This is a genomic window from Gordonia sp. SMJS1, from assembly GCF_029866425.1.
GTDB classification, from domain to species: Bacteria; Actinomycetota; Actinomycetes; order Mycobacteriales; family Mycobacteriaceae; genus Gordonia; species Gordonia hongkongensis.
Genome location: NZ_CP123381.1, coordinates 3,269,876 through 3,295,506, shown reverse-complemented (window position 1 = coordinate 3,295,506; position 25,631 = coordinate 3,269,876). Strand labels below are relative to the sequence as shown.

Annotated in this window: 17 protein-coding genes and 2 pseudogenes; 14 read left to right on the top strand and 5 right to left on the bottom strand. The window is 69.4% G+C overall.

Features of this window, described 5'->3' with window-relative positions:
• Nucleotides 1–332: 332 nt before the first annotated feature.
• Nucleotides 333–3,475 (top strand): annotated as a pseudogene (ileS, locus tag QAD21_RS14960) (isoleucine--tRNA ligase).
• 234 nt (nt 3,476–3,709) lie between these two features.
• Nucleotides 3,710–4,627 carry an RNA polymerase subunit sigma-24 gene (locus QAD21_RS14955; protein ID WP_078112835.1) on the top strand — a complete coding sequence of 306 codons (918 nt, stop codon included), beginning with the start codon at nt 3,710–3,712 and terminating at the stop codon, nt 4,625–4,627.
• 67 nt (nt 4,628–4,694) lie between these two features.
• On the opposite strand, the gene QAD21_RS14950 is transcribed toward QAD21_RS14955, so the two are convergent.
• The gene (locus QAD21_RS14950; protein WP_078112836.1) at nt 4,695–5,387 is read right to left on the bottom strand and encodes a TetR/AcrR family transcriptional regulator; all 693 of its coding nucleotides are present in this window, start codon (nt 5,385–5,387) and stop codon (nt 4,695–4,697) included.
• A gap of 114 nt (nt 5,388–5,501) precedes the next feature.
• On the opposite strand from QAD21_RS14950, the gene QAD21_RS14945 reads away from it, so the two are divergent.
• Nucleotides 5,502–5,957: a nitroreductase family deazaflavin-dependent oxidoreductase gene (locus QAD21_RS14945; protein WP_078112838.1), complete on the top strand. Its 456-nt coding sequence runs from the start codon at nt 5,502–5,504 to the stop codon at nt 5,955–5,957.
• A 10-nt stretch (nt 5,958–5,967) separates the two neighbouring features.
• On the top strand, nt 5,968–7,494 hold the full coding sequence (locus QAD21_RS14940) for a DNA polymerase IV (protein WP_265966486.1): 1,527 nt from the start codon (nt 5,968–5,970) through the stop codon (nt 7,492–7,494).
• A gap of 60 nt (nt 7,495–7,554) precedes the next feature.
• On the opposite strand, the gene QAD21_RS14935 is transcribed toward QAD21_RS14940, so the two are convergent.
• Nucleotides 7,555–8,580, bottom strand: a complete 1,026-nt coding sequence (locus QAD21_RS14935; protein WP_078112840.1) for an asparaginase — start codon at nt 8,578–8,580, stop codon at nt 7,555–7,557.
• A gap of 338 nt (nt 8,581–8,918) precedes the next feature.
• On the opposite strand from QAD21_RS14935, the gene QAD21_RS14930 reads away from it, so the two are divergent.
• A complete protein-coding gene (locus QAD21_RS14930; RefSeq protein WP_171011519.1) occupies nt 8,919–9,395 on the top strand; it encodes a hypothetical protein in 477 nt (158 codons plus the stop codon).
• Nucleotides 9,396–9,466: 71 nt separating this feature from the next.
• Here the strand turns inward: QAD21_RS14930 and QAD21_RS14925 are convergent, their stop codons facing one another.
• On the bottom strand, nt 9,467–10,414 hold the full coding sequence (locus QAD21_RS14925) for a hypothetical protein (protein WP_068970582.1): 948 nt from the start codon (nt 10,412–10,414) through the stop codon (nt 9,467–9,469).
• A gap of 25 nt (nt 10,415–10,439) precedes the next feature.
• On the opposite strand from QAD21_RS14925, the pseudogene lspA reads away from it, so the two are divergent.
• The 5 genes and pseudogenes from lspA (at nt 10,440) to QAD21_RS14900 (ending at nt 17,812) form a co-directional block, all read left to right on the top strand.
• A pseudogene (lspA, locus tag QAD21_RS14920) lies at nt 10,440–11,107 on the top strand (signal peptidase II).
• The gene (locus QAD21_RS14915) at nt 11,100–12,026 is read left to right on the top strand and encodes an RluA family pseudouridine synthase (RefSeq protein ID WP_068970584.1); all 927 of its coding nucleotides are present in this window, start codon (nt 11,100–11,102) and stop codon (nt 12,024–12,026) included. Before lspA ends, QAD21_RS14915 begins: the two are co-directional and overlap by 8 nt.
• A 61-nt stretch (nt 12,027–12,087) precedes the next feature.
• On the top strand, nt 12,088–13,659 hold the full coding sequence (locus tag QAD21_RS14910) for a serine/threonine-protein kinase (RefSeq protein ID WP_280359804.1): 1,572 nt from the start codon (nt 12,088–12,090) through the stop codon (nt 13,657–13,659).
• Between the two features lie 219 nt (nt 13,660–13,878).
• Nucleotides 13,879–17,430, top strand: a complete 3,552-nt coding sequence (dnaE, locus tag QAD21_RS14905) for a DNA polymerase III subunit alpha (RefSeq protein WP_280359803.1) — start codon at nt 13,879–13,881, stop codon at nt 17,428–17,430.
• A 112-nt stretch (nt 17,431–17,542) separates the two neighbouring features.
• Nucleotides 17,543–17,812: a hypothetical protein gene (locus QAD21_RS14900; RefSeq protein WP_040526130.1), complete on the top strand. Its 270-nt coding sequence runs from the start codon at nt 17,543–17,545 to the stop codon at nt 17,810–17,812.
• On the opposite strand, the gene QAD21_RS14895 is transcribed toward QAD21_RS14900, so the two are convergent.
• Complete coding sequence (locus QAD21_RS14895; protein WP_109237667.1) at nt 17,755–18,720, bottom strand: SMP-30/gluconolactonase/LRE family protein; 966 nt, start codon at nt 18,718–18,720, stop codon at nt 17,755–17,757. The two genes, QAD21_RS14900 and QAD21_RS14895, sit on opposite strands and share 58 nt — an antisense overlap.
• A gap of 206 nt (nt 18,721–18,926) precedes the next feature.
• On the opposite strand from QAD21_RS14895, the gene ilvA reads away from it, so the two are divergent.
• Complete coding sequence (gene ilvA / locus QAD21_RS14890) at nt 18,927–20,306, top strand: threonine ammonia-lyase IlvA (RefSeq protein ID WP_137808494.1); 1,380 nt, start codon at nt 18,927–18,929, stop codon at nt 20,304–20,306.
• A gap of 55 nt (nt 20,307–20,361) precedes the next feature.
• Here ilvA and treZ read toward each other — a convergent pair whose 3' ends face one another.
• Entirely contained in the window at nt 20,362–22,230 is a 1,869-nt protein-coding gene (treZ, locus tag QAD21_RS14885; RefSeq protein WP_223258847.1) for a malto-oligosyltrehalose trehalohydrolase, read from the bottom strand.
• A 166-nt stretch (nt 22,231–22,396) separates the two neighbouring features.
• Here treZ and QAD21_RS14880 point away from each other — a divergent pair, with 166 nt between their 5' ends.
• From QAD21_RS14880 to QAD21_RS14870, 3 genes are all read left to right on the top strand, one after another.
• Nucleotides 22,397–23,641 carry an IS256 family transposase gene (locus QAD21_RS14880; protein WP_068970330.1) on the top strand — a complete coding sequence of 415 codons (1,245 nt, stop codon included), beginning with the start codon at nt 22,397–22,399 and terminating at the stop codon, nt 23,639–23,641.
• A 253-nt stretch (nt 23,642–23,894) separates the two neighbouring features.
• Nucleotides 23,895–24,752 (top strand): ABC transporter permease, encoded by an 858-nt coding sequence (locus QAD21_RS14875; RefSeq protein ID WP_040526072.1) that lies wholly within the window; start codon nt 23,895–23,897, stop codon nt 24,750–24,752.
• 1 nt (nt 24,753) lies between these two features.
• Nucleotides 24,754–25,623, top strand: coding sequence for an ABC transporter permease (locus QAD21_RS14870; RefSeq protein ID WP_006898406.1), 870 nt, complete (start codon nt 24,754–24,756; stop codon nt 25,621–25,623).
• Nucleotides 25,624–25,631 lie beyond the last annotated feature (8 nt).

Here is a 25,631-nt window from a genome sequence, read left to right as displayed (position 1 = left end):
TTCACGCGTTGATCCGGCCATCACCGGGGAGCACCCGGAAGAACGGTGTCATCGAGTGCGGCGTCCAGTGGACGGTGCGAATGCGTGACTCCCAGTAGAACCGGGCGGGCGTGGCCCGTGACAGCCACAGGATCGTACGGTCACCAACCGTCGCGATTCGTCGAGTGGCGTCGGAACTCCGACGCAAGCGGGGTGGTACCGCGCAGACCTCCGGTGTGCGTCCCCGTGCCGATGAGACATCACCAGGCACGAGGAGACGAGCCGTGAGCGACGCGACCGACCCCACCCAGTCCGCCCCCACTCAGTCCGGGCGGGTGTATCCCAAGGTCGACATGACCGGGGGCACCGGGCGCAGCGCCCCCGACTTCCCGTCCGTGGAACAGCGGGTCCTGCAGTACTGGGACTCCGATTCGACCTTCGCCGCGTCGATCGAGAACCGGGCCGACGCCGAGGAGTTCGTCTTCTACGACGGTCCGCCGTTCGCGAACGGCCTGCCGCACTACGGTCACCTGCTGACCGGTTACGTCAAGGATCTGGTACCCCGGTACCAGACCATGCGTGGCAAGAAGGTGGACCGCCGATTCGGCTGGGACACACACGGTCTGCCTGCCGAGCTGGAGGCCGAACGGCAGCTCGGGATCACCGACAAGTCGGAGATCGAGAAGATGGGCATGGCGAAGTTCAACGAGTACTGCCGCGACTCGGTGCTGCGGTACACGGGGGAGTGGCGTGACTACGTGACCCGCCAGGCCCGCTGGGTCGACTTCGACAACGACTACAAGACACTCGATCTCGACTTCATGGAGTCGGTGATGTGGGCGTTCAAGGCGCTCTACGACAAGGGGCTCATCTACCAGGGCTATCGAGTGCTGCCCTACAGCTGGTACGAGCAGACGCCGTTGTCCAACCAGGAGTCCAAGCTCGACGATGCCTACCGGATGCGGCAGGACCCGGCGGTCACCGTCACGATGCCGCTGCGGGTGCCCGACGGTCCGCTGTCCTCCCTCGACGGAGTCAACGCGCTGATCTGGACGACGACCCCGTGGACCCTGCCGTCCAACCTCGCGATCGCGGTGAACCCCGAGGTCACCTACGTCCACGTGAAGGCCGCCGACGGCCGGGAATACCTGCTGGCCGAGGCGCTGATCGGTGCGTACGCGAAGGAGATCGCCGATCCGGAGGTGCTCGGCACCCACCTGGGCAAGACCTTGGAGAACCTGTCGTACACACCGCCGTTCGACTTCTTCGCCGGCCATCCGAACTCCCATCGCGTGTTGCTGGGCGACTACGTGACCACCGACAGCGGCACCGGGATCGTGCACCTCGCACCGGCTTTCGGCGAGGAGGACATGGACCTCGCGACCGCCAATGGCATCGAGGTGGTGCAACCGCTCGACCCGGGCGGACGCTTCACCGCGCAGGTCCCGCCGTACGAGGGTCTGATGGTGTTCGACGCCAACCCGGTGATCATCAAGGACCTGAAGGAATCCGGCCGGATCCTCCGCCATGAGACCATCGAGCACTCCTACCCGCACTCGTGGCGGTCGGGCCAGCCACTGATCTACATGGCGGTGCCGTCGTGGTTCGTCGCGGTGACGCAGTTCCGCGACCGCATGGTCGAACTGAACAAGCAGATCACGTGGGTGCCCGAACACATCCGGGACGGACAGTTCGGCAAGTGGCTCGAAGGCGCCCGGGATTGGAACATCAGCCGCAATCGGTACTGGGGTGCGCCCTGCCGGTCTGGGTGTCCGACGACCCGGAGTTCCCGCGCGTCGACGTCTACGGTTCGCTCGACGACCTCGAGGCCGACTTCGGGGTGCGTCCGGACAACCTGCACCGGCCGTTCATCGACGAACTCACCCGGCCCAATCCCGATGACCCGAGCGGGAAGTCGACCATGCGTCGGGTGCCCGAGGTCCTCGACTGCTGGTTCGAGTCGGGTTCGATGCCGTTCGCCCAGGTGCACTATCCGTTCGAGAACCGCGACTGGTTCGACGGTGGTGACTCCGCGCACGCCCCGGCCCACAACCCGGGCGACTTCATCGTCGAGTACAACGGGCAGACCCGTGGCTGGTTCTACACGCTGCACGTGCTGGCCACCGCGCTGTTCGACCGGCCGGCCTTCAAAACCGTTGCTGCGCACGGGATCGTGCTGGGTGACGACGGGCAGAAGATGTCGAAGTCGAAGCGCAACTACCCCGACGTCAACGAGGTCTTCGATCGCGACGGATCGGACGCGATGCGGTGGTTCCTGATGGCCTCGCCGATCCTGCGCGGCGGCAACCTCGTCGTGACGGAGCGAGGTATCCGGGAAGGGGTGCGTCAGGCGCTTCTGCCGCTGTGGAACGCCTACAGCTTCCTGCAGCTCTACGCCGAGCGCCCGGCGACCTGGCGGACCGACTCGCAGCATGTGCTCGACCGCTACATCCTGGCCAAGCTGGCGACGACCCGCGACACGATGACCGCGGCGCTCGACACCTACGACATCGCGGGGGCGTGCGACGCCTTCCGTGAGTTCGTCGAGTCGCTCACCAACTGGTACGTGCGTCGTTCCCGGGCGCGCTTCTGGGCCGGCCAGGACGAGGACACCGACGCCTTCGACACCCTGTACACCGTGCTCGAGGTCGCCTGCCGGCTGGCCTCGCCGCTGCTCCCGCTGGCGACCGAGGCCATCTGGCGGGGTCTCACCGGGGAGCGGTCGGTGCACCTGACGGACTGGCCGACGAACGATGAGCTGCCGGCCGATGCCGACCTGGTCATGGCCATGGACCAGGTCCAGGCGGTGTGCTCGACGGCGTCGAGCGTCCGCAAGGCCAACAAGCTGCGGGTCCGGCTGCCCCTGTCGGGTCTGACGGTGGCCTCGCCGACCGCGGCCGCGCTCGAGCCGTTCGTCGACCTGATCAAGGACGAGATGAACGTCAAGGACGTGACTCTGGCGGCCGATGCCAGCGAGTACGGGCGTTACGAGATCGCGGTCAACGCGCGTGCCGCCGGCCCCCGCTTGGGCAAGGACGTACAGCGTGCGATCAAGGCGGTGAAGTCGGGCAACTGGACTGCGCGCGAGGGCGCCGACGGGTCCGAGGTCGTCGTCGCCGACGGCATCGAACTCCACGACGGGGAGTTCACCCGACGGCTGGTGGCCGTCGAACCGGACTCGACCGCGGAGCTGCCGGGCGGGAACGGCCTGGTCGTCCTCGACACGGCGGTCACGCCCGAACTCGAGGCCGAGGGGTGGGCGAAGGACCGGGTTCGCGAGCTGCAGGATGCGCGCCGCACCCTGGGACTGGACGTCTCCGACCGGATCACGGTGCGACTCGTCGTACCGGCCGAACGTCTGGACTGGGCGAGGACGCACGCCGACCTGATCGCCGGCGAGGTGCTCGCGGTGCGGTTCGACGTGACCGGCGATGGTGACGCGGGCAGCATCGAACTGGGCGACGGTGTGACCGCCGACGTGACGAAGGCGAACTGATCCGCTGACCCGGGCACCGCGCGGACATCCCGGCCGGGTGTTCGCGCGGTGTCGTTGTCGTCGGCCGCGCGGGGAGGTCGGACGAGACGATCTGGGACACCGATCGCAACAGTCGCACCCTGGTGGTGCTGCGCCACGTACGGTGTGGAGACTGCCGCGACATGGCCCCGCGGGTGAGCACACACCCGAGCGCGTCGTTCGCCGCCCGAACCATCTACGAGGGGGCAGACCCCGATGACCCGCATGGACGTGGACCCGATCCCGGCGCGATCCGCCGCGTTCGAACCGCTGCTGTTCACGGTGGCCTACGAGATCCTGGGCTCGGCTGTGGACGCCGATCATGTTGTCCGACACTGCCTCTGGGATCATCCGGCGAGCGCTCCGGTGGACGCGTTCGGCCCCGGGTCGGCCCGAGCGCACCTCATCGCGCAGGTCGCCCGGCGTGCGCTCGAGACGCTGACCGCGCGTCGACGTGTTGCCATGGATTACGTCGGACCCTGGCTGCCCGATCCCATCCGGTTCGACGGCGACGTCCTCGCCGACGCGGGTCTTGCGGAGTTCGCGTCGACCGCGATGCTGCTCGTTCTGGAGGAACTCGAGCCCGCTGAGCGGACGGTGTACGTCCTGAGTGGGGTCTTCGGATTCGCCGACGACACGATCGCCACGATGCTGTCGCTGTCCTGGTCGCTCGACGAGGTGGGGATGCTCGCGGAACGGGGCCGGTCGTTCGTCGAGCGTCGGCGCCCCCGGTTCGATCCGATGGACCGTGCCCGCGCCGCGGAGGTCGTCGAGACGTTCCTCGACGCGGCCGAGTCGGGCGACGCGGACGCCCTCATCGCCCTCATGGCACCGGAGGTGGTGCTGACCTCGGACAGCAACGGCAAGACCACCGCGGTACGGCAGCCCATGCGCGGGGCGCCCGCGGTGATGCGGGTGCTCTCGGGGTTCACCCGGATCGGTGCCGTGCTCGAGGATTACCGCGCCGAGTTCGTGGTCTTCAACGGTCAGCCCGGGATGATCCTCTACTTCGACGGCCGGCTGCAGACCGCGATCACCCTCCGCGTCGTCGATGGCCTGATCGTCGACATCTACGTGATGCGCAACCCCGACAAGCTCGTCGGGGTCGAGCTCCGTCGGCCGGTCACCCGCTGATCCACCCACCGCGCGGAGTGCGGGATCTGTACCGGAAACCGGTACGAATACCGCACTCTGTCCGATCTCAGGCGAACAGGCCCGACAGTGTCTGCTCGATCTGGAGCCGGAAGAGCTGCTCGGGATGCGCGAAGGTGTCGGTCCCGTACTGGCCGAAGGTCTCCAGGCTGATCGCGCCGACGAGTACGGCCCACAACGTGGTGGCCGCGGCCAGGACCGCGGCGGGGGTGTCGAGGTCGAACTCGTCGCGGATCGCGTCCATGTCCGCGGCGACATCCGGTGTGGGAGAGGGGAGGTCGGCGCGTAGCAGGCCTTCGGCGTGAGCGGCCGAGCACTCGCGGAGCAGCCGCACGGGAATGCGTGTGCCGGGCCCGATGGTCCGCTCGCCGGGGGCGGAGTAACCGGGCACCGGGCTTCCGTAGATCAGCGCCCATCGGGACGGCTCGGCGAGAGCCCAGGTCCGCGCGGCCGCGGCCGCGGCCGCGAGTCGATCGCGCCGTCGGGAGGTGGCGATGGAATCGGCCGCGGCATCGACGGCGTCCGCGACATCGGTGTAAGCCTCCACCAGCAACATGGTCAGCAACTCGTCGCGGCTCGGGACGTACCGGTACACCGCCGAGGAGACGACGCCCAAGTCGCGGGCGATGGCGCGCAACGAGAGCCCGGCGGCGCCGTAGGTGGTCAGGTGTTCGCGTCCCAGTCGACGGATCTCGTCGGTCATCATCGCGCGGTTCTCCGCGCGGGTTCGTCCGGTGGCCATGGCGACGATCCTGCCACAACCGAGAGCGGTGCTCTTGATTTCCTGGCGGCGTGGCTGCATACTCGATTTCGAGAGCACTGCTCTCGGATTCATCACCTCGACGAAAGGCCGATCATGACCGCGACCACCCACTACAAGGCCCCCAGCGGATTCGACGCCGCCTTCAACCGCGCGGTGCGCTGGCTCGCCGACCGCGGGGTCAACCTGGCCGGGGCCCAGACGCTCACCGTCGTCGGCCGGAAGACCGGCACGCCGCAGCGGGTGCCGGTCAACGTGCTGCGACTCGACGGGGCGGAATTCCTGGTCGCCGTCCGAGGCGACACGCAATGGGTCCGCAACGCACGCGCGGCCGGGACGGTGGAACTCCGCCGCGGCCGACGTCGGGCCGTCGTCACCCTCACCGAGCTCGACCCCGCGCTTCGTCCGCCGGTCATCCGGGAGTACCTGCGCCGCTGGGGGTGGGAGGTCGGGCGGTTCCTGCCCGCGGGCCTCGAGCTCGCCTCGTCGGATGAGGATCTCGCCGCCCACGCCGGGTTGATCCCCGTCTTCGCCGTCACCGCTGCTCACTAGACTCGGGGAGGTGTCACGCCTCGAACCCGAACCGCCGCGCCCGGTCGGTGCGGTGTCGGGGCGGGGGTCCGAACGCAGCCCACGCTGGGTGATGCACCTCGACATGGACGCGTTCTTCGCCTCCGTCGAACAGCTCACCCGCCCGACGCTGCGCGGCCGCCCGGTACTGGTCGGCGGGTCCGGTGGGCGCGGGGTGGTCGCCGGCGCCAGCTACGAGGCGCGCGTGTTCGGTGCCGGCTCGGCGATGCCGATGCACCAGGCGCGTCGGCTCATCGGGCCGAGCGGCGTGGTCATCCCGCCGCGCGGATCGGTGTACAGCACGGTCAGCAAACGTGTCTTCGGGATCGTGCGCGAGGCTGTTCCGGTCATCGAGACGCTGTCGTTCGACGAGGCGTTCGGCGAGCCGGAGGAACTCGCGGGGGCGACCGTCGACGCGGCCCGCGAGTTCGCCGAGGAGCTTCGATCCCGGATCCGGAGCGAGGTCGGACTCGCCGCGTCGGTCGGGCTCGGAAGCGGCAAACAGCTCGCGAAGATCGCCTCGGGGATGGCCAAACCCGATGGGGTGATGGTGATCCCACCGTCCGGCCAGCTGGAGTTCCTGCATTCGCTCCCGGTCCGCAAGCTGTGGGGCATCGGGCCCGTGTCCGGCGATCGGCTGGCGCGGCTGGGGATCGCGACCATCGGTGACCTCGCGGCGATGTCGCCGGTCGAGGTGGCCTCCGTGCTGGGCGCCACCGTCGGTCCCGCGTTGCATCGCCTTGCCCACGGCATCGACGACCGGCCGGTCGCCGAACGTGCCTCCTCGAAGCAGATCAGCGCCGAGTCCACCTTCGCCGAGGACATCGTCGAACTCGACGCGCTGCGTCCCGCCATCCGCAAGGCCGCCGCCGGCGCTCACCGCCGACTGCTCACCGACGGCCGGGGAGCGCGCACCGTCGTACTGAAACTGAAGAGATCCGACATGTCGATCCTGACGCGCTCGGCGACGACCGCGGCGGCCACCACCGACTTCGACGACCTCGAGCGGACGGCGCAGCGGCTCGCGCTCGATCCGCGTTCCATCGGGGCGATTCGCCTTGTCGGCGTCAGCTTCTCGGGGTTGACCGCGGTGCAGCAGTACGCCCTCTTCGACGAGCTGGGCAGCGAGGGACCGGCCGATGTCGAGACCACCCACCACGACACCGCCGCAGGCCACGGTGCGGCAGCGGGGGGCGGCGCCGAGGTGGCGACGTCACCGGACCCGGCCGGGGCCGAGGCGTCGGCCGTCCAGATAGCTGACTCGGCGCCCGAACCCCCGCGGTTCGCGCCGGGAGGGAGTTCGATGCCGGTCGGCCGCTTCGGCCCCGGCGCCGACGTGACCCACCCCGACCACGGGCACGGCTGGGTTCAGGGGAGTGGACACGGGGTCGTGACCGTGCGATTCGAGACCCGCACGAGCGGGCCGGGGCGCACGCGCACGTTTCCGGTCGACGATCCGAACCTCCGTCCGGCGGATCCGCTCGACAGCCTCGAGTGGGATCTTCCGGGCGACGGTTGACCGATCGGGCACGGTATCGACCGGCCGTGACCGCCACCCGGCGGGTGCCGGTGGCAGCAATCAGTCCTGTTGTGCGACAAAGAAATCGGTGATCAATTCGAGATCGTGACCCGAGGTCAGCAGTGCGATGAGCGCCATGCGCGCCTGCGGTGCGCGCAGCCAGGGTGACACGATCGCCCCGGCCCGCCGCAGATCGACTGCGCCGCCGCCCCCGCCGTAGGTCGCGGTCACCTCGCCGTACGGGACGCGGCTGGTGACGACGACGGTCACCCCGCGCTGGACGGCGAGTGCCACCTCGGCGGTGATGTCCGGGTGGGTGTTCCCGGAGCCGGTCGCCGCGAGGACCACGCCGGCGGCGTTCTGCGCGACGGACGCGGCGATCAGTCCCGGTGACACGCCCGGGTAGAGGGTGAAGGCATCGACGCGTGCCGGCCGGCCCACCGGTACCGGTCCGGCGAGCACTCGTCGCGGCACCGGCGGGTCGTCGGCCCGACGGGTGCCCTGCACGGTGTCGAAGGCCGCCGGGTCGGTGGTGGAGACCTTGAACAACCCGCGTGCCGGCAGGAGCCGGCCCCCCATGGCCACGAGGACTCCTCGACCGCGAGCGGCCGGGTCGTCGATCGCGGCCAACGCGGCGGCGAGATTCGACGGCCCGTCGGCGCGAGGAGAATCAGACGGCAGCATGGCCCCGGTGAACACGACCGGCCGCTCGTCGGCGGCGTACAGGTCGGCGAGGTAGGCCGTCTCCTCCATCGTGTCGGTCCCGTGCGTGACCACCACGCCGCGGACGGCGGGGTCGGTCAGGGCGTCGGCGATTGCGCGGACCACCGCGAACTGGTCGGCGACGGTCATCGCGGAACTGTCCACCGACATGAGGTCGACGGTGCGGGTGGCCGACGGAGTGCGCGACGTCCCGTCGTCCCCGGCCCCGATGTCGGTCCCGATGGTGACTTTCCCGGCGGCGGAGAGGAGAGCGGCCGAGCCGAGCGCCGGGACCGCGCCGTCGTCGGTGGTCTGGGCGGCGATCGTGCCTCCGGTGCTGATCAGCACGGTGACTCCGGCGGCCGCGGGCGGGGTGCCTGTCATGGTGCCCAAGGGTCACCGGAACCAGGTCGGCCCGTCAAGCGTTGCCTGCTCGGCGCCGCCGGCCGGACGGATCGTCGACGCGTGTCGCCGGGCACCGGGGACCCCTGGTGCCTGCCGTTTGGCATAGTGGTGTGGGCCGTCGCCGGGGGGAACCCGGCACACACGTCCGGCTGGGGGTACACCCCGGCAGACACGTCCGGTCGGGTCGAACCCGGCAGACACGTCCGGCATCGCGGTACGAGAGCGCCCGCCGGCGCACCCCATGCCCGAGAACACAGTGAGGGAGATCGTTGAAGTATCGGAAGTTTCTGGGCGCGACCATGATCGCGGCCGCGTTGATGACCACCGTCGCGGCCTGCGGGAGTGACGACAGCGACGCCCCGCCCGCACCGACACTCACCAGCACCACCGCCGCCGCGAGCGGCGATGGCTCCGAGATCACCGACGGCAGTAACCCGCCGTCGATTGCCGCCCTCAACGAGATGGTGGATCAGGCCGTCGACCCCGACATCCCGCGGGCCGAGAAGGTCGAACTGGTCGAGGGTTCGGAGAAGGACCCGGCGATCTTCGACGAGCTGGTCAAGGCGCGTGCCGAGAACTCCGACGTCGACTGGGTCCTCGTCAACCCCGTGATCAGCGCCGGCCCGAACAAGGCCCGCGTCAAGGTCCGGATCGAGACCGCGGGCAACCCGCCGACCAACGCCGAGTCGACCATCGTCTTCGACGACGGACGCTGGAAGCTCTCGAACGAGACCGTGTGCAACCTCCTCGGCCTCTACCAGGTCGAGAGCGCCATGTGCGCTCCCGCGAGCTGACCACTCGCCGCACAGCATGATCCGCGGCCCCGTGTCGCCGACGCCTGTCGGTGACCCGGGGCCGTCGGCGTTCAGCGCCAGGTGACGGACAGTCCGGTCCGCTGCACCAGCGGCCGGTTCGGGTCCGCACCGACCAACTCGCGAGCGCCCCGATAGGTGGCTTCGCCGGCGATGGGCAGCCCGCGGGTCAGGTCGACGGTCACCGAGCCCTGACCGGTGTAGCTGTAGCGGCTGATGGTGAGGCTGTCACTGCCGCCGGGGATCGCGAACACCGAGTTCACCGGGGTCTCGTCGGCGGTGTACTCGATGGTCAGCCGGTTGCCGTCCCATCCGGTGAGCCGTGCCTCGATGGTCTGGGTGACGGTCGCCGCGGCCGCGATCACCCGCTCGCTCCGCCACGTCGCACCCACCGCGACCGGTTCGGTCGGGAGCACGACCGCGGCGTTGAACGCCGACACCAGCGCCTGCTCGACCGCCAGTCGCGCCTCGCCGCCGGCCGGCTCCGGCGGCGCGATCCGCAGCGACACCGGCGCCAGGCCCGGACCGAGCGTGAGACCGGCTTTCGCGCCGGCCATCGCCGACAGTTCGTCGTTCAGGGTCGTGTCGGGGGATGTGACCGTGCCGAGGTCGAGTTCGAGGTCGGCGGGATCGGCGCACCCGAACCGCGCGGTCAGTGGCATCTCGACGGTCTGGGCGTCCGAGGTGCCCGGTGACGCCACCTCCGAGGTCGTCACCAGGGTCACCGACTGGGCGGTGGCGACGTCCGGCGCAGTCGTCGGCACGCGGCGCTCCCCGGTTCCCGCGTCGACGATCGTCACCGTCGCCGGTGCGATCGGGACCGGCGCCGCACCGGCGGCGCGGGACGGCGAGTCGGTGCTGCAGCCCGCCGATGTGCTCGCCGCCGGAGCGCCGGGCGTCTCGTCGGGACCCGATGCGCATCCCGCGACCAGTACGGACAGCGCGGTCACCGCCCCGATGGACGAGACGACGGACCGGAGGCGACGGGGATGCGGGGACACGGGTAGCCAGCGTATTCGACGTGTCGTGGACAATGATGCTGTGGATGACCAACCCCTGACGGATCGAGAGCACGTGGACCCGCACGACCGTGTCGAACCCGGGGCCGACCGCGGACCCGACGACACCGACGCCGCCGCACGTCCCGGCCGTCGGGTGCCGACGGCGACGATCGTGGTGCTCGGCGTCGCGCTCGTGGTCCTGGGACTCGACCAGCTGACGAAATCGATCGCGGTCGCCGCGATGACCCGATGCGCCCGGTGGAGATCATCGGCGACTTCGTCACGCTGCGTCTGGTCCGCAACAGCGGCGCGGCCTTCTCCATGGCCACCGGATACACCTGGGTGCTGTCGATCATCGCCCTGGTGGTCGTGCTCGTGATCATCCGCTACAGCAGCCGGCTGCGCTCCTGGTGGTGGGTGGCGGGTCTGGCCCTCGTGCTCGGTGGCGCCATCGGCAATTTGACGGACCGCATCTTCCGTGCCCCGCAACCACTTCAGGGCCATGTCGTCGACTTCGTGTCGGTGGGCTGGTGGCCGGTGTTCAACGTCGCCGACTCCGCGGTGGTGTGCGGTGCGATCCTCCTGGTCGTCCTCTCCGCGCTCGGTTTCGACTACGACGGCACCCGCACAGGCTGGGCGGCCCGTCGCGAGCAGCGCGATCCCGCCGGCACCGAGGGCGGCGCGCATGCGTGAATCGCGGTTCCTGCCGGTGCCCGACGGCCTCGACGGGATGCGCGTGGACGCCGGTGTCTCCCGGATGCTCGGGCTGTCGCGCACCGTCGTCGCCACCCTGGCCGAGGAGGGCGACGTCGTCGTCGACGGCGTGGCGGTGGGGAAGTCGCACAAACTCGCCGCGGGCACGATGCTGCACGTCACGCTGCCCGAACCGGACGAACCGCTGCGCGTCGAGCCGACCCCGGTCGAGGACCTCGAGGTCATCTACCACGACTCCGACATCGTCGTCGTCGACAAGCCGGTGGGTGTCGCCGCGCATCCCTCGCTGGGCTGGAGCGGCCCGACGGTCATCGGGGCCCTAGCGGCTGCGGGTTTCCGGATCTCGACCTCGGGAGCGCACGAACGTCAAGGGATCGTCCACCGTCTCGATGTCGGCACGTCGGGGGTCATGGTGGTCGCGGTGTCCGAACGGGCGTACACGTTGCTCAAACGGGCGTTCAAACAGCGCACCGTACACAAGGGTTACCACGCGCTCGTCCAGGGGCACCTCGATCCGCCGTCGGGGACCATCGATGCGCCGATCGGCCGCCACCGGGGCAACGACTGGAAGTTCGCGGTGACCGCGAACGGCAAACCGAGTGTCACCCACTACGACACCCTGGAGATGTTCGCGTCGGCGTCGCTGCTGGACGTTCACCTCGAAACCGGTCGCACGCACCAGATCCGGGTTCACTTCTCGGCCCTCCACCATCCGTGCTGCGGTGATCCCACGTACGGCGCCGATCCGGTGCTGGGCAAGAAGCTGGGTCTGGAACGCCAATGGCTGCACGCGCGGTCGCTCGGGTTCGCCCATCCGGCCGACGGCCGACAGGTGGAGTTCACCTCGTCATACCCCGAGGACCTGCAGCACGCGCTCGAGGTCCTGCGCGCAACCTGATGCCTCGCGCGACCAGGCCGTTCGATCGACTATTTCCGAGACACACCGCTAGATTGGGGGAGTGCTCGAGCCGGGAACCCTCGTCGCCGGGTACCGCGTCGAACGGGTACTCGGCAGCGGCGGCATGGGTGCGGTCTTCCTCGCCCGGCATCCGGAGCTGCCCCGGTACGACGCCCTGAAGGTGCTGAAGGCCTCGGCCGGGCTCACGGACAGCAACTTTCGCCGGCGGTTCCTGCGTGAGGCGGAGGTCGCGGCCACGCTCGACCACCCGAACATCGTCACCGTGTTCAACCGCGGACGTGCGAGTGTGCCGGTGGCGTCGAGGCCGGACAAGTCGGCGGAGGCCGATCTGCTCTGGATCGCCATGCAGTACGTCCCGGGAACCGACTGTGCGCGCGAACTCGCCGGACGCGGCCGCCTCGCCCCGCGTCGCGTGGTGCACATCGTGTCGGAGGTGGCGCGGGGGATCGACCACGCCAACCGGCGCGGACTGCTGCACCGCGATGTGAAACCCGCCAACATCCTGCTCGCCGAGGTCGACGATGATTCGTCGTTCGACGAGCAGCGGGTCCTGCTGACCGACTTCGGGGTCGCCAAACTGTCCGACGAGACCGAGGCGCTCACCTCGGTCGGCACGGTCCTCGCCACGCTGTCGTACGCGTCGCCGGAGCAGCTGACGGGTCGTCGACTCGGTGGCCGGACCGACCAGTATTCGCTGGCGGCCACCACTTTCCACCTGCTCACCGGACGCGTGCCCTTCGACGACCGCGACAACGGCGCCGTCATCGGAGCACATCTGAAAGAACCCGTACCGCGGGTTTCCGAGCTCGTGCCCGGACTCTCGCCCGACGCCGACGCGGTCATCGCGCGTGCGATGGCGAAGTCCCCGGACGAGCGCTTCGCCAGCTGCCGGGAGTTCGCCGATGCGCTGGCGACGGGTCTGCGGAACGTGCGGCCGAGGTCGGCCGCCGACCTCGACGCGGAGACGGTCCGCGGCCTCCCCGGTCGGATGGCCGGCGGCGCCGTCCCGGGTCCGCGCACGCCGGACATGCCGGGACGGTTCGACCGGCCGACACCGCCGCCCGCCGGTCGCGCCGCGACCCCCGACCGACCACCCGCGGAACGTCGATCACGGCCGGGGCCGGCCGAGCCCCGCCGACCCGGGCCCGGCCGTCCCGCGGCGAACGTGGACCCGGCACATGAAGCGACGCAGCGCGCGGCCCCGGCGCGGGGCGGTCCTCCGAACGCCCCACCGGGTGCGGCCACGCCGTCCTCCGGCCCCGCGCCGGGCTCGCGGGTGCCCGGGCGCGGCCCGAGATCGAGGCCGACGACCGGTGCCGATCCGGCGGTGTGGCAGCACCTGCCGTCGAATCCGTTCCGGCAGAGCAACGACCACCTGCGGCCCGACCGGAGCCGCCCGGGCGGCGTCGGCCCGACACCGGCCGGCACCCCGCCGCGCGGCCTGGATGCCGCGGGACCCGGCGGGCTGCCCGGTCAGGGTGCCCGGGGCTGGGCCGGGCCGGCGGGTCCGACTTCATCGACGCCGTCGTCGTCGAACCGGTTGCCCATCGTGCTGGCGATCGTCGCCGCGGTGTTGCTGGTCGCGATCGTCCTCGTGTTCATGGCCCTGTGAGCGCGGTGAGCGAACCGGCTCCGCTACCACAGCTGTCCCATCCGTCACGACGCGGAGTGGGAGCCCGGCGGTGTCGGTGCACGCGCCTAGAGTGGACCCGGACTCGGACCCGCCCGACCGCCTTCGGGCGCACTCTCCCGGGTGCCGATGACCGCCGACCGAACCGACATCTGACGACTGACCCGACATCTACCGACTGATCTCGACAGAAGAGGCGCCGTGACGGACTCGTTTGTACACCTGCACAACCACACCGAGTACTCCATGCTCGACGGTGCGGCCAAGGTGTCACCGCTGTTCGCCGAGGCCAAACGGCTGGGGATGACCGCGATCGGCATGACCGACCACGGAAACATGTTCGGCGCCAGCGAGTTCTACAACACGGCGATCAAGAACGACATCAAGCCGATCATCGGCATCGAGGCCTACATCGCGCCGGGCTCGCGCTTCGACACCAAGCGCGTCCAGTGGGGCACCCGCGAGCAGAAGTCCGACGACGTGTCGGGTTCGGGCGCCTACACCCATATGACGATGGTCGCCGAGAACGCGACCGGTCTGCGCAACCTGTTCAAGCTGTCCTCGCTCGCCTCCATCGAGGGGCAGCTCGGCAAGTGGGCGCGTATGGACGCCGAGCTGATCGCCGAGTACGCCGAGGGCATCATCGCGACCACCGGCTGTCCGTCGGGCGAGGTCCAGACGCGCCTGCGCCTCGGTCACGACCGCGAGGCCCTCGAGGCGGCCGCCAAGTGGCAGGACATCTTCGGCAAGGACAACTTCTACCTCGAGCTGATGGAGCACGGCCTCGAGATCGAGCGCCGCGTCCGCGACGGCCTGCTCGAGATCGGCCGCAAGCTCGGCATCAAGCCGGTCGTCACCAACGACTGCCACTACGTCGTCAAGGAGGATGCCGCCGCGCACGAGGCGCTGCTGTGCGTGCAGACCGGCAAGACCCTCTCCGACCCGACGCGCTTCAAGTTCGACGGCGACGGCTACTACCTGAAGTCGGCCGAGGAGATGCGGCAGCAGTGGGACTCGGTGGTGCCCGGCGCCTGCGACACGACGCTCGAGATCGCCGAGCGCGTCCAGTCCTACAAGGACGTCTTCACCCACCGCGACCGGATGCCGATCTTTCCCGTGCCCGAGGGGGAGTCGCAGGAGACCTTCCTGCGCAAGGAGGTCCTGCGCGGCCTGCGTGAGCGTCGCTTCCCGGGTCGCGAGGTTCCGCGCGAGTACCTCGAGCGCGCCAACTACGAGCTCGACGTCATCATCCAGATGGGCTTCCCGGCCTACTTCCTCGTGGTCGGCGACCTGATCCGCCACGCCCAGGAGGTCGGCATCCGCGTCGGCCCGGGCCGTGGTTCGGCGGCCGGCTCGCTCGTCGCCTGGGCCCTGGGCATCACCAACATCGACCCGATCCCGCACGGACTGCTGTTCGAGCGATTCCTCAACCCCGAACGCGTGTCGATGCCCGACATCGACATCGACTTCGACGATCGCCGGCGCGGCGAGATGGTCCGCTACGCCACCGAGCGCTGGGGCAAGGACAAGGTCGCCCAGGTCATCACGTTCGGCACCATCAAGACCAAGGCCGCCATCAAGGACTCCGCCCGGGTCCAGTTCGGCCAGCCCGGCTTCGCGATCGCCGACCGCATCACCAAGGCGCTGCCGCCGCCCATCATGGCCAAGGACATCCCGGTCTGGGGCATCACCAACCCCGAGCACGAGCGCTATGGCGAGGCCGCCGAGGTCCGCACGCTCATCGAGACCGATCCGGACGTCAAGAAGATCTACGACACCGCACTCGGTCTCGAGGGCCTGATCCGCAACGCCGGTGTGCACGCGTGTGCGGTGATCATGTCGAGCGAGCCGCTGACCGACGCGATCCCGGTGTGGAAGCGCGCCCAGGACGGCGCGATCATCACCGGCTGGGACTACCCGTCGTGTGAGGCCATCGGCCTGCTGAAGATGGACTTCCTGGGCCTGCGCAACCTCACCGTCATCGGTGACGCCCTGGAGAACATCAAGCAGAACCGCGGCATCGACCTCAACCTCGACGAGCTGCCGCTCGACGACCCGAAGACCTACGAGTTGCTGGCGCGCGGCGACACGCTCGGCGTGTTCCAGCTCGACGGCGCGGCCATGCGCGAGCTGCTGAAGATGATGCAGCCCACGGGATTCGAGGACATCGTCGCCGTCCTGGCGCTGTATCGCCCGGGTCCGATGGGCGTGAACGCCCACACCGACTACGCCAAGCGCAAGAACGGTCTCCAGGAGATCCGGCCGATCCATCCGGAGCTGGAGGAGCCGCTCAAGGAGATCCTCTCCGAGACCTACGGTCTGATCGTCTACCAAGAGCAGATCATGCAGATCGCCCAGAAGGTCGCCGGCTACTCGCTCGGACAAGCAGACCTGCTGCGTCGCGCGATGGGCAAGAAGAAGAAGGAGATCCTCGACGAGGCCTACGACGGCTTCGCAGAGGGCATGCGCCAGAACGGCTTCTCTCAAGAGGCGATCACCGCGCTGTGGGACACCGTGCTGCCCTTCGCCGGATACGCGTTCAACAAGTCCCACGCCGCGGGCTACGGCCTGGTGTCGTTCTGGACCGCCTATCTCAAGGCCAACTACCCGGCCGAGTACATGGCGGGCCTGCTCACCTCCGTCGGCGACGACAAGGACAAGGCCGCCATCTACCTCGCCGACTGCCGCAAGCTCGGCATCACGGTGCTCCCGCCCGACGTCAACGAGTCCCAGCCCAACTTCGCCGCGGTCGGAGCCGACATCCGCTTCGGCCTCGCCGCGATCCGCAACGTCGGTTCGGGCGTCGTCGACTCGATCATCAGGTCGCGCGAGGAGAAGGGGAAGTTCACCAGCTTCTCGGACTACCTCAGCAAGATCGACGTCACCGCCTGCAACAAGAAGGTGACGGAATCGCTCATCAAGGCCGGGGCCTTCGACTCGCTCGGCCATCCGCGCAAGGGTCTGTTCCTCGTCCACGGCGAGGCCGTCGAGTCGGTGCTCGGCACCAAGAAGGCCGAGGCGATCGGCCAGTTCGACCTCTTCGGCGGGGGCGGCGACGACGAGGCCGCCGACCTGGGGCTGGCCGAGGTCTTCGCGGTCAAGATCCCCGAGGAGGAGTGGGACACCAAGCACAAGCTCGCCATCGAGCGGGAGATGCTGGGCCTCTACGTGTCCGGGCATCCGCTGGCCGGCGTCGAGCACGCCATCGCGGCGCACACCGACACCTCGATCACGCAGCTGCTCGAGGGCAACATCTCCGACGGAGCGCAGATCACCATCGGCGGCATCATCTCGTCGGTGACCCGCCGCGTGAACAAGAAGGGCGAGCCGTGGGCGGCGGTGACCCTCGAGGACATGGTCGGCGGCGTGGAGGTCTACTTCTTCCCGCGCGCCTACATGGCCTACGGCATGGACATCGTGGCCGACAACATCGTGCTCATCAAGGCGCGCGTGAACATGCGTGAGGACAGCATGATGATCAGCGCCAACGATCTCGCGGTCCCGGACCTCGAGACCGCCGGCGCCACCAAGCCGGTGTCGCTGACGCTGTCGGCGCGGTTGTGCACGCCCGACCGGGTCCAGGCGCTCAAGCAGGTGCTGACCCGTCACCCGGGCATGGCCGACGTCCACGTCACTCTCGTCAGCGACAAGAAACAGACCCAGCTGAAGCTGACCGAGTCGTTGCGCGTGGCTCCGAGCTCCGCGCTGATGGGCGATCTCAAGGCGCTGCTCGGACCGAGCTGTCTGAGCTGATCGGCAGTCCGTCACCGAAGTTTTCGGTCGACCGAAACTTTTCCTTCGCCGAGCGCTATACTCGTGGCCACGACCATGAAGGACGTGCCCGGCGAGGGGAGTGTGTTCGCTGATGACCACGATGATCGGCACCAACGCGTACCGACCGGCCCGTCGCGCCCGCGCCACGGTCGAGGTGTTCGGGGTCCGCTGGCCGGCCCACAAGGCACACGCCGTTCTGGCGGGAGTGGTCGCCGCGCTGGCGACGCTGGTGATCTTCGGCTCGCCGCAGGCCTCGGCCTGGGTGTCGGCGGTCGTCGTGCTCGCCGTGTGGTGGGGCGAACGCTACCTGGCGGGAAACGCGGCCGTGGCGCCCCGGTCGAATCCGCCCGGGATCTCGTAGATCCGGCCGTCGAAGCCGGCGCGGAACAGCCTTCCCGCCGAGAAGCCCTGCGTGCCACGGCCGTAGGAGACCACGCTCGACGTCGGCAGTCCGCTCGCGAGCACGCAAAGGCGTCCCGGTGAGGAGATCCGCACGATCTCGCCGGTGGCGTTGAACGGAACGATCGGGCGGTCCCGCGAGTCCAGCGTCAGGCCGTCGGGAGTCGACGCCGCGCCGACGCTCAGCAGGCTCTGCACAGTGCGCGGGTTCGTCGTCGATATGCGGCTGACGCCGGGGTTCACGAAGGTGCGCGAGACGTACAACCAGTTGTCGTCGCGGCCGAGGACCGCGCCGTTCGCGCTCGGCAGCGATCCCCATGCCGCATTCACCGAGCCGCCCGGGGCGACCCGACCGATGAGATTGCCGAAGTCGTTGGTGGCATAGACATTTCCCCGTGCCGAGACGTCCATTCCGTTTGCGGCCGACAGCCCGCTCACCCAGGGGCGGAACGCGCGGGTGCCGACGTCGAGGCGCCCGATGGACGCGTGCCGGAGCACGTCCCCGGCGATCACCCGCGGATCGGCGCCGTAGCCGACGAGCAAGGTGCCGTCCGGGGTCCAGGCGAGCGCACCCGCGCCGCCGTCGGGGACCCGGGCGATCGGGACCGCCGGCGCACCCGGCCGGGACAACCGGAACACCCGCCCGGAGATCAGGTCGGTGGTGTACAGACGGCCCGACGCATCGACCGTCAGGCCTTCGAGCGCGGCCCCGGGGATCGAGCCCACGAGACGTGCGGGCGCTGCGCCGGGGCACGAGGGGGCGGCGCCTGCGGGCGCGGTGCCGATCGCGCTCACGAGTCCGGCGGCGACCGCCATGGCCGCCGCGGCGGCGACGACCTTCGTGCGGGACGGGATGCGCAGGCTTCTCATGGTTGCTCCTACAGATCGCGGGTCGTGGGCACCGTCCTCGCCGTGGCGGCGGGTGGGCTCGGTCGGGGTGGGCTCGGTGGGGTGGGCTCGGTCGGGGTGGCTCCGCCCGGGTACCCAACCGTCGCACCCGGAACACCTCGTGAGCACATGTGGACCTCCGTCCTGCGCGCACCCGGTCAGAAATCCGCCGAGAGCGCAGTGAGAACATGGACTTCGTGAACACGCACGACGCCCAGGCCCCTGCTCACGGTTCGACGCTGTCGGTCGACAGCATCGAGGCGGCGTCGACCCGAATCGCCCCGGCGGTGGCCCGGACCCCGCTCGACCAGTGCCCTCGGCTGTCGGCGTCGGGCGCGGAGATCTACCTCAAGCGCGAGGACCTGCAGGCGGTCCGTTCGTACAAACTGCGCGGTGCCTACAACGTCATGGCCCAGCTCACCGACGAGGAGCTCGCGCGCGGAGTCGTGGCCGCCAGCGCCGGCAACCACGCCCAGGGCGTCGCCTTCGCGTGCAAGTCGATGAAGGTGCACGGCCGCATCTACGTGCCGACGACGACGCCGAAGCAGAAGCGCGACCGGATCATCTGGCACGGCGGCGAATACGTCGAGCTCAAGGCCATCGGCGAGACCTACGACGCCGCCGCGGCGGCCGCGCAGGCCGATGTGATGAGCACCGGCTCCACCTGGATCCACGCCTTCGACGACCCGCGGACGGCGGCCGGTCAGGGCACCATCGCGCGCGAGATCGTCGAACAGCTCGGCCGCGTGCCCGACGTCGTGGTGGCTCCGGTCGGGGGCGGCGGCTGCCTCGCGGGGATGGCCACCTACCTGCGCGGGATCTCCGAGGAGGTGTCGATCGTGGGCGTCGAGCCGACCGGCGCGGTGTCGCTGACCGCGGCCCTCGTCGACGGCGGACCCGTCACGCTCGACGCGATCGACCCGTTCGTCGACGGCGCGGCGGTCAAGCGGATCGGGACGATCGGGCATCGCGTGATGGCCGACCTCGGCGCCTCGGTGAGCGACCACCCGATCCTCGCGTCGATCACCGACGCCCCGCAGACCCGAATCGTTCCCGACGAGCGGATCTCCCCGAAGCCGGGTTCGGCGCACATCCTGCACGTCGACGAGGGCGCGATCTGCTCGGCGATGCTCGAGCTCTACCAGAACGAGGGCATCATCGCCGAACCCGCGGGCGCGCTCGCGGTCACCGCGCTCGACAAGCTCGACCTGCCCGCCGGCGCCACCGTGGTGTGCCTGATCTCCGGCGGCAACAACGACGTGTCCCGCTACGGCGAGATCATCGAGCGCTCCCTGGTCCACCGCGGGCTCAAGCACTACTTCCTCGTCGACTTCCCGCAGGAGCCCGGCGCACTGCGTCGCTTCCTCGACGAGGTCCTCGGACCCGACGACGACATCACGCTGTTCGAGTACGTCAAGCGCAACAACCGGGAAACCGGGGCCGCGCTCGTCGGCATCGAGCTCGGCCGGCCGGAGGACCTCGGTGCGCTGCTCGACCGGATGGCGCACTCGCGGCTGCACTGCGAGCGTCTCGAACCCGGGTCGCCCGCCTACGAATACCTGACCTGAGCGCTGCCAGGCGATGTCGTGAACCCGAAGCCGCGGCGGGCGCGGCCCCGGGCGGTCAATCCGCCGCCACTCCGACGATCACGTTGTGTCCCGGCGAGATCCCGTCCGGCGCCGGCGGTTCCCAGGCGAGCCGGACGTCGAGCCGGCGGGGGAGCGCAACCGGGTCCTCACCCGGGACGACGAACACCCACCAGTCGCCGCGACGCATCGCGAACCAGCCCGCGTCGAATTCGGCGGCCACGGAGTCGAATGCCGGATCGTGCAGGGCCGGTTCGGCCTTCCGCAGCGCGATGAGGGAGCGGTAGAAGTCGAGGAGACGGGCGTGCTCGGGACCGTCGGGTTCCGACCAGTCCAGTTTCGACCGGGTGAAGGTCTCCGGGTCCTGCGGATCGGGGACGTCGTCGCGATCCCACCCGTGCTCGGCGAACTCCGACTTGCGGCCCTCGGCGGTGGCGCGGCCGAGATCCGGTTCCGGGTGGGAGGTGAAGTACTGGAACGGCGTTCGCGCGCCCCACTCCTCGCCCATGAACAGCATGGGGGTGAAGGGGGACAGCAGCACCAGCGCCGCCTTGATCGCCAGCTGCCCTCCGTCGAGGTACTCCGACGGCCGGTCGCCGACCGCGCGGTTGCCGATCTGGTCGTGGTTGCAGGTGAAGGCGAGCAACGACGAGGCCGGCACCAAGTCGGTGGGGATCGGCCGGCCGTGGTTGCGCCGCCGGAACGACGAGTACGTGCCGTCGTGGAAGAACCCTCCGGTGAGCACCTTCGCCAGGCACTCGGCGCTGCCGAAATCGGCGTAATAGCCCTGTCGCTCGCCGGAGACGAAGGTGTGGATCGCGTGGTGGATGTCGTCGTCCCACTGCGCGGTGAGTCCGTATCCGCCGTCGGCGCGCGACATGACCAGCCGCGGGTTGTTGAGGTCGCTCTCGGCGATCAGCGACAGCGGCCGCCCGAGCCGGGCCGCCAGCGCATCGGTGGCGGCGGCGAGTTCCTCGAGGACGTGGACGGCGCGTTCGTCATGCAGCGCGTGCACGGCGTCGAGCCGCAGCGCGTCGACGTGGAACTCGGTGAACCACCGCAGCGCGGTCCCGGCGATGAACGCGCGCACCTCGTCGGAGTCGGGACCGTCGAGGTTGACCGACGAGCCCCACGACGTCGTGCCGGTGGACAGGTACGGCCCGAACTCCGGTAGGTAATTGCCCGACGGGCCGAGGTGGTTGTAGACGACGTCGAGCACCACGCCGAGGCCGCGGGCGTGGCAGGCGTCGACGAACCGGGCGAGCGCGGCCGGGCCGCCGTAGGCCTCCTGCACCGCATACCAACCGACCCCGTCGTACCCCCAGTTGTGGGCTCCGTTGAAGGCGTTGACCGGCATGAGCTCGACGAAGTCGACCCCGAGGTCGACGAGGTGGTCGAGGCGCGCGATCGCCGAGTCGAGCGTCCCGGCGGGGGTGAAGGTGCCGACGTGCAGTTCGTAGACGATCGCGCCGCGCACGTCGGCGCCGCCCCACGAGTCGTCGGTCCACGTCGTCTCGTCGACGGTGAACAACGCGGACAGCCCGTGGACGCCCTCGGGCTGGCGGACCGAGCGGGGATCGGGCCGGACCGCGCCGCCGTCGATCGAGAAGCCGTACCGGAGTTCGGAGACGGGCACGGCGCCGATTCCGTCGGGGACGCCGTCGGGTAGCCACCACCCGTCGGGCTGCCGGCGCATCGGGTACGACGACGTCGGGGAGTCGGGGCCGGTGGCGACGGCGAGTGCCACCGACGCGGCGCCCGGCGCCCACACCCGGACCTCGTCGACGCCCCGAGGCGGGACGAACGGCTCGAGATCGGAGCGAAGGGGCAGTTTCGCCCGTCGCTGGTCGATCGTCCAGGTTAGGGTCTTCTCCACACCGGGGGACTCACGGTCGCCTACGCCCATTCGTGCACGGTATGTCGAACCCGACTCCCGCGCAGGGTTGCGTCCATGAAGATGGTGTACGAACCGGACCTGAACGAACTGGCCGGCGTGTCGTAGCCGCACGAAAGACGGTCACCGCGTGATTCTTCGAGAGAGCTACCAACTCGACTCGACGAAAGAGCACGCGATGACCACTGCCCACGATATCGACCTCCGCCAGCTTGTCGAAGACCGACTCACCGGCGCCAGCCCCGACCTGCTGCGCGAGCTGCTGACGATGTTCATCCACGCCCTGATGAGCGCCGAAGCCGACGCCCTGTGCGGCGCGGGCTACGGCCAACGCTCCGACGAACGCGTCAACGTCCGCAACGGCTACCGGCATCGGGACTTCGACACCCGCGTCGGCACCCTCGACGTGGCCATCCCCAAGCTGCGGCAGGGTTCGTACTTTCCGGACTGGCTGCTGCAGCGGCGCAAACGCGCCGAACGTGCCCTGACCTCGGTCGTTGCGACCTGCTACCTGCTCGGCGTCTCGACCCGAAGGATGGAGAAACTCGTCGACACCCTCGGGATCACCTCGCTGTCGAAGTCCCAGGTCAGCGTGATGGCGAAAGACCTCGACACCCAGGTCGAGGCCTTCCGGAACCGACCCCTCGATCAGGGGCCGTACACGTTCGTCGCCGCCGACGCCCTGGTCCTCAAGGTCCGCGAGAACGGACGGGTGGTCAACGTACACGCCCTGGTCGCGGTGGGGGTCAACGGCGACGGCTACCGCGAGATCCTGGGGCTGGACGTCACCTCCGCCGAAGACGGCGCCGGCTGGCTGACCTTCTTCCGCGGGTTGGTCGCCCGAGGCCTGTCCGGGGTGCAGTTGGTGACCTCCGACGCCCACGCCGGCCTGGTGTCCGCGATCGGCGCCACCTTGCCCGGCGCGTCCTGGCAACGATGCCGGACGCACTATTCGACCAATCTCATGGCGGTGACCCCGAAGTCGTCGTGGCCCTGGGTGAAGACACTGCTGCACTCGGTGTACGACCAGCCCGACGCGGATTCCGTGCACGCACAATACGATCGAGTGATCGATGCCCTCGAAGCCAAGCTGCCGAAGGTCGCCGAGCACCTCGACGCCGCCCGGGTCGACCTGTTGGCGTTCACCGCGTTCCCCAAGCAGATCTGGCGGCAGATCTGGTCCAACAATCCCCAGGAGCGGCTCAACAAGGAGATCCGCCGTCGGACCGACGTGGTCGGTATCTTCCCGGACCGCACCGCTCTGATCCGACTTGTCGGAGCGGTGCTCGCCGAACAGCACGACGAGTGGATCGAAGGCCGCCGCTACCTCGGACTCGACGTACTCGCCCGCTCCCGCACCGACACGCCCACCGACAGCGTCACCGAAGACACCGAGGAGGTGACACCGGCCTTGACCGCCTGACCCACCGACGAGGAATCACGCGACGACGTCGTACACCACCTCACGGGACTTGACCCCCGCGCAGACCGGCGCTACTGTGACCCCACACACAACTGAGACGCGAAAGCGGGGTATATTACGGCGACGCTCATGCCCGTCGGGGGCACGTCGAGCAGATACGCCGGACGGTGTGCGCGAGGACGAAGTGGTCCTCGCGGACATCATGGCCTGACACGGCCGGTGAACGGGGTAAGCCGAGACGCAAGGGTAGGGATTGAGCACAGACGCTGTGACCTCTGAGCAGGAGGAGGTCGGCCGGAAGAGGCCGAATGCGCTTCGCGCGTGGTTCGACAAGCACGTCGTGGCCTCGTTCGACACCTTCGGACGACAGCTGGGCATGTTCGTCGAGGTGTTCCGCACGCTCTTCGCCGACATCGCCAAGCGGCGCTTCCCCTTCGGCGAGTTCGTCCGCCAGTGCGCGTTCATGGCCTCGACCTCGGTCTTCCCGACGCTGCTGGTCGCCATCCCGATCGGCGTCATCGTCTCGATCCAGGTGTCGAACATCGCCGGTCAGGTCGGCGCGACCTCGTTCTCGGGCGCGGCCACCGGCCTCGGCGTCATCCGTCAGGGCGCGCCCCTGGTCACCTCGCTGTTGCTCGCCGGCGCGGTCGGCTCGGCCATCGCGGCCGACCTCGGCTCCCGCACGATCCGCGACGAGATCGACGCGATGAAGGTGATGGGCGTCAACCCCATCGAACGTCTCATCTCGCCGCGCCTGCTCGCCACGATGGTGGTCAGCTTCCTGCTCTGCGGCTTCGTCTGCTTCGTCGGCTTCATCACCGGCTACGTCTTCAACGTCTACTTCCAGGGCGGCACCCCCGGTAGCTATACGGGCACCTTTGCGTCCTTCGCGACGACGTCCGACCTGATGTTCGCGCTGGCCAAGGCCGTCATATTCGGCGCGATCGTGGCGATCGTCGCCTGCGATCGCGGCCTGTCGACGAAGGGCGGTCCGGCCGGCGTGGCCAACTCGGTGAACGCGGCGGTGGTGAACTCGGTGCTGTTGCTGTTCACCGTGAACGTCATCCTGACGCAGCTGTTCGCGATCCTCTTCCCGGCGAAGGTGGTGTGAGATGACCGCGTCACGGTATGTGCCACCGGTCCTGAAGCCGGTCGAGGCGGCCGCCAAGGTCGTCTATCACGCGCCGCGCAACGGCCTCGCGGCGATGGGCCACCTGATCACGTTCCTGGTCAGGTCGATCGGCGCCGTCCCGCTGGCCTTCCGGCAGTACAGCTCGGAGGTGTGGCGTCTGTTGTCGGACGTCGCCTGGGGCAACGGCGCGATCGTCGTCGGCGGCGGAACCGTCGGCGTCATGGTGATCCTCGGCGTGATGGGCGGGGCGACCGTCGGCATCGAGGGGTACACGGCACTCAACCTGCTCGGCATGTCGCCGGTGACCGGCGGCCTGTCGGCGTTCGCGACGACCCGCGAGATCGCGCCGCTGCTCGCCGCGACCGCATTCACCGCGCAGTCCGGGTGCCGGTTCACCGCCCAGCTGGGTTCGATGCGCATCGCCGAGGAGATCGACGCGCTCGAGGCCATCGCGATCCGGCCGCTGCCGTACCTGGTGACCACGCGCATGTGCGCCGCGGTGCTCGCGATCATCCCGCTCTATTCGGTGTCACTCGCCGCGAACTACCTCGCGTGCGAGGTCATGTTCATGCTCCAGAGCGGGCAGGGCGCGGGCACCTACCTGTACTACTTCCATTCGTTCATCCTGTCGTGGGACATGGTGTTCTCGTTCATCAAGGTGATCGTCTTCGTACTGCTGACGACGTTCATCCAGTGCTACTACGGATACTTCGCCGCTGGGGGGCCCGAAGGTGTGGGAGTTGCCGCCGGACACGCAATCCGACTCGCGATCATCGTCATCGTGTTCGCGAACCTGATCATGACGCTCGTCTTCTGGGGCACCTCGCCCGGAATCCAGATCTCGGGATGAGGGGGATC

What these genes read in the sequence shown, in the direction of transcription:
- QAD21_RS14900 (WP_040526130.1), top strand. Translation starts at nt 17,543, where the DNA reads ATGACCACGATGATCGGCACCAACGCGTACCGACCGGCCCGTCGCGCC.
- treZ (WP_223258847.1), bottom strand. Translation starts at nt 22,230, where the DNA reads ATGGGCGTAGGCGACCGTGAGTCCCCCGGTGTGGAGAAGACCCTAACC.
- ilvA (WP_137808494.1), top strand. Translation starts at nt 18,927, where the DNA reads ATGGACTTCGTGAACACGCACGACGCCCAGGCCCCTGCTCACGGTTCG.
- QAD21_RS14880 (WP_068970330.1), top strand. Translation starts at nt 22,397, where the DNA reads ATGACCACTGCCCACGATATCGACCTCCGCCAGCTTGTCGAAGACCGA.
- QAD21_RS14930 (WP_171011519.1), top strand. Translation starts at nt 8,919, where the DNA reads ATGACCACCGTCGCGGCCTGCGGGAGTGACGACAGCGACGCCCCGCCC.
- QAD21_RS14950 (WP_078112836.1), bottom strand. Translation starts at nt 5,387, where the DNA reads ATGGCCACCGGACGAACCCGCGCGGAGAACCGCGCGATGATGACCGAC.
- QAD21_RS14935 (WP_078112840.1), bottom strand. Translation starts at nt 8,580, where the DNA reads ATGACAGGCACCCCGCCCGCGGCCGCCGGAGTCACCGTGCTGATCAGC.
- QAD21_RS14870 (WP_006898406.1), top strand. Translation starts at nt 24,754, where the DNA reads ATGACCGCGTCACGGTATGTGCCACCGGTCCTGAAGCCGGTCGAGGCG.
- QAD21_RS14915 (WP_068970584.1), top strand. Translation starts at nt 11,100, where the DNA reads ATGCGTGAATCGCGGTTCCTGCCGGTGCCCGACGGCCTCGACGGGATG.
- QAD21_RS14955 (WP_078112835.1), top strand. Translation starts at nt 3,710, where the DNA reads ATGACCCGCATGGACGTGGACCCGATCCCGGCGCGATCCGCCGCGTTC.
- QAD21_RS14945 (WP_078112838.1), top strand. Translation starts at nt 5,502, where the DNA reads ATGACCGCGACCACCCACTACAAGGCCCCCAGCGGATTCGACGCCGCC.
- QAD21_RS14895 (WP_109237667.1), bottom strand. Translation starts at nt 18,720, where the DNA reads ATGAGAAGCCTGCGCATCCCGTCCCGCACGAAGGTCGTCGCCGCCGCG.